The organism is Candidatus Hepatincolaceae symbiont of Strigamia maritima (assembly GCF_055505085.1).
In genome coordinates this window covers 1-3,072 of the sequence record NZ_DBKDTU010000056.1, presented here as the reverse complement: position 1 = coordinate 3,072, position 3,072 = coordinate 1, and the positions used below count along the sequence as shown (strand labels likewise).

The window sequence follows — 3,072 nt, the reverse complement described above, 5'->3', positions numbered from 1 at the left end:
AGTTCCACCACAGAGGCTTAAAGATTATTCTTAAAGTTAATACTAAAGGTTAATTATGCAAAATGCAATCATTAAGCATCAAAAAGAGAAGTTAAATAATTTTTTAAATTAAAAGGAAGTAAATCTGTAAACTTCTCACCAATTCCTATAAAATAAACCGGTATTTTTAGTTGTTGAATTATAGGGATTATAATACCACCCTTAGATTTACCATCAAGTTTAGTAATAATTAATCCACTTAAGGGTAAATACTTTGCAAAACCCTCTGCTTGTATTAAACTAGAACCAGCAAAAGTTCCGTCTAAAATTAAAATACTTTCCGTAGGATAGGTATTATCAAATTTTTTTAGTATATTATCTATTTTAGCCAATTCATGCATTAAATTAGTGTTACTAGCTAATCTACCTGAGGTATCAACAATTACTAAATCATAATTTTCAGTTTGTGCTTGAGAGATAGCCTGATACGTTAAAGCTGCAGGGTCTTTGGTCGTATTGGTAAAAATATTTATATTTAATTTTATAGCCCAAGCAGCTAATTGCTCAGTTGCTGCAGCTCGAAAAGTATCTGATGGGACTAACATAATCTTAGAGAAATTTTTACTAAAAAAATAAGCTAATTTAGCAATAGAAGTAGTTTTACCGCTACCATTTGCACCGGCAATTAAAATAACAACCGGTCTTTTAGGAGTAGCTATAACTAATGGTTTAATAAAAGGGTTAAGGGTGGTATCTAAAGTATTAATTATAAACTCTTTAATCTCGTGGGAGGTTATTTCTTTATGAAATTTTTTTCTCAGTAAAGCTTGTATAATAAGATTAACACTATTAATGCCTAGATCTGCCAAGATTAGTTCTTCTTCTACTTGAGTTAATAATTTTTGATCTAGGATTCTGGTTTTAAAGAAGCTAAACATTTACAGGCTCATTAAAGTACATGTGCTAGTAGTTGATTATCATTAAAATTTGTAATTTTTACTTGATAAATTTTACCTTTAACTATAGGTTCTCCTATAATTTCTATGGGACAATAATTTTTAGTATATCCTAAATTATTTTGTTCAGCCAGTATTTCTGTAATAGTTGAAATTTGAGTTTTAAAGAAGTTAATTTTTTGAGTTTGAGCTATTGCTCTAAGTTTAGTGGCTCTGTTTTTTCTAATTATTTTGGGCAATGCCCGCATTTTTTGGGCAACTGTACCTTTTCTTTCAGAATAAGGAAAAACATGTAAGAAAGGTAATTTTAGATTTTGTAAAGATACAAGGGTTTCCAAAAATTGCTCATCTGTTTCCCTAGGAAATCCGCAAATTATATCTGCTCCAATAGCAAGATTTTTAGTTTGTGATTGTAAGTTTAAAATGAAGTCTGTGGCACTTTCTTTAGAATGTCGTCTGCCCATATTTCTTAGTACCGGGGTGCTCATAGCTTGTAAACTTAAATGTAAATGAGGCATGAAACGTTCTTCATTTCTTAAAAGATATAAAATATTTTTATCTTCTACTGCGGGATCTAATGAACTAAGGCGCAATCTTTTTAAGGATTTTACAGATTTTAAAATTGCCATGCAGAGCTCGCCGATTTTTGAATTTTCTTTATTGAAGACATCCCTATGCCAAGAAGAAATATCTACTCCGGTTAAAATTACTTCCTGATGTCCGTTAGTAACTACTTGGGCAATTTGGGCAATAATGTCTTCTTGTTTTACCGATTTACTTCCGCCCCTAGCCGTTGGAATAATACAGAAACTGCAACGATGGTCACACCCCTGTTGAATTTGAATAAAAGCCTTGGTTTTGCTACTAAAGCCGTTTAATTTTTCAAGTTGGTAGGCTTTTTCTTTAGTAAAATCATCTAAAATTAACTTTTCATCACTTAAAAAAGCTTCATCTTGTAATTTATTCATATTACCAATTACTTTACTAACTTCTGGCATATTTACAAAACTATCAGGATCTATTTGGGAGGCACAACCGGTTACAATAATTTTAGCAGTACTATTAGCTTTTTTTAATTTACGAATAGTTTGAATAGATTGTCTGTGAGCTTCTCCGGTTACTGTACAGGTATTTACAATAATACAGTTTTGTAAGCCTAATCTGTCAACTTTTTCTTTAATAAGCTCAGACTCAAAAATATTTAGTCTACAACCTAAAGAGACTATGGAATTGTTATTATAATTTGTCATGCTTATATTTAATAAAATTTAATTAGCTTAATGAATATCATAGCATATCTTATAATAAAAATTCACCTAAAAATACCAAAGTTGTTTCTCCGCACAGATGAATGCTACCTTTACTATCTTGAGATAATTCTAAAATTCCTCCATCTAGTATAATTGTAGCCGTAGTTGCAGTAATAAGTTTTTTGGTTAAGGCAGCACTAAAAACTGCGCAAGCTCCAGTTCCACAAGCTAGAGTTATTCCAACTCCGCGTTCCCATACTCGCATTTTAATAGTAGTATTATTAAGAATTTGAGCAAATTCTACATTGGTTTTTTCCGGAAAAAATTCATGATTCTCTAGTTTAGAACCTAATTCAGCCACCTTAATTGTATTTAAGTTATCACAAAAGAATACTACATGAGGATTCCCAAAATTTACTGCAAAACCATTGGGTAAGTTACTTATAGCAGAAAAATCTAAATTTTGAGCCGGAAGTGCTGAAATTAAAGGTACTTCCTGCCAAGAAAATTTGGGGATCCCCATATTAATGCTAATTGAATTTTGCGATGTTAAGGTGGCAATCAAGGTAATATCTTGAATTTTTATGTAAATTTCTTGGAGTTGATGTAGTTTAAGAAAATAGCTTGCTACACATCTGCTAGCATTACCGCAGGCTTTAACTTCTAAAGCATTTTGATTAAAAATACTTATATTTACACTAAGGGGTGAGAGAGTTGGTCTTTGGCAAATAATCAGCCCGTTTGCTCCAATACCGAACTTCCTATCACAAAGTTTAGAAATTTGTTGCGTAGATAGCTTAATAGGTTCAAGAATAATTATAAAATCATTGCCTAATCCATGCATTTTAATAAAATTAATTTTCTTCATAAAAGTATTATTTATAATT

The 3,072-nt window shown here is 31.0% G+C and carries 3 protein-coding genes; all 3 read right to left on the bottom strand.

Translation table 11 applies throughout. The features are described 5' to 3' along the window. Positions 1-71: 71 nt before the first annotated feature. A complete protein-coding gene (gene ftsY / locus ACQCX0_RS01255) occupies positions 72-917 on the bottom strand; it encodes a signal recognition particle-docking protein FtsY (RefSeq protein ID WP_462562312.1) in 846 nt (281 codons plus the stop codon). A gap of 11 nt (positions 918-928) precedes the next feature. Further along, positions 929-2,185, bottom strand: a complete 1,257-nt coding sequence (mtaB, locus tag ACQCX0_RS01250) for a tRNA (N(6)-L-threonylcarbamoyladenosine(37)-C(2))-methylthiotransferase MtaB (protein ID WP_462562310.1) — start codon at positions 2,183-2,185, stop codon at positions 929-931. 49 nt (positions 2,186-2,234) lie between these two features. Beyond that, positions 2,235-3,072: diaminopimelate epimerase (gene dapF / locus ACQCX0_RS01245; RefSeq protein ID WP_462562309.1), on the bottom strand; the 838-nt coding region annotated here is incomplete at its 5' end.

Excerpts from the sequence above, each read along its gene's own strand:
- ftsY (WP_462562312.1), bottom strand. The coding sequence starts at position 917 with ATGTTTAGCTTCTTTAAAACCAGAATCCTAGATCAAAAATTATTAACT.
- mtaB (WP_462562310.1), bottom strand. The coding sequence starts at position 2,185 with ATGACAAATTATAATAACAATTCCATAGTCTCTTTAGGTTGTAGACTA.